1 pseudogene is annotated in these 471 nt (G+C 48.8%); it reads left to right on the plus strand.

Annotation, left to right across the window (positions count from 1 at the left end):
* Nucleotides 1-471: pseudogene (locus UF06_RS18595) on the plus strand (multidrug transporter); the annotation flags it as partial.

Consider the following 471-nt stretch of genomic DNA (forward strand, 5'->3'; position numbering starts at 1 on the left):
GCATTTTGGTGCCGTTGACTTATGTTCGCCAAGTTTCTTTGGTGGCGTATCTAAATGTAGGCGTGTTTTGGGCGTTGATCGCGGCAATTGGCACGACAGGTTACTCTGTGGTGGACAAAGAGGCATTAACGTTACTGACTCAGCAAGCATCAACTATTTTCAGCGATCAATACAGCGCGATCTTCTATCTTGGTGCGCAGTTTTGGGCGATGGGCTTACCCGTTTTACTTTGGTGTCTGCTCACCGGAAATGATCAAGAGTTGCAAGCGGCTTGGCGAATCCGAAAAAGTGCAAGTATGGCTGGCATTATGATGGCATCGACTTATGGATTGGTTCTGTTTGCGATGACGATGACAGAGCATTCCCCAGCATATCCTTCTGTTGGTTGCGTAGCTCGGCGATTTCCGGCTGTAGCGTTTGGTAGATTAGCAGTGGTTCATCTGGGGTATGACCGACCCCTTCAGAGTTTCC

Source organism: Vibrio sp. S234-5, assembly GCF_000960595.1.
Taxonomy (GTDB): Bacteria; Pseudomonadota; Gammaproteobacteria; order Enterobacterales; family Vibrionaceae; genus Vibrio.